Annotated in this window: 1 protein-coding gene; it reads left to right on the top strand. The window is 53.4% G+C overall.

All coding sequences use genetic code 11. The features are described 5' to 3' along the window. Nucleotides 1–219, top strand: a 219-nt coding sequence (locus ACPYOJ_RS37070) for a CsbD family protein (protein WP_481420641.1), incomplete at its 5' end; no start/stop codon positions are given. Nucleotides 220–232 lie beyond the last annotated feature (13 nt).

Genomic DNA, 232 nt, shown 5'->3' with positions numbered 1-232 from the left:
GCCTGCCGCGAAACGGCGCTACAGGAGAATGTGATGGACAAGAATCGCATTGAAGGCACCAAGCACGAAGTCAAAGGTGCAATCAAAGAAGGCGTAGGCAAGGTTACCAATAATCCGGTCAAGGAAGCGGCGGGCAATCTGGAAAAGAATGCCGGCAAGGTCCAGAAGGAGATTGGCAAGGAGAAGGATCGCCAGCGCGATTACGATAAGCACCACTGATGCAGGCTTCGGA

It is taken from the genome of Rhizobium sp. SVR5-9E, assembly GCF_056755095.1.
The sequence above is the reverse complement of the archived record's forward strand: the minus strand, read 5'-3'. Positions and strand labels throughout refer to the sequence as shown.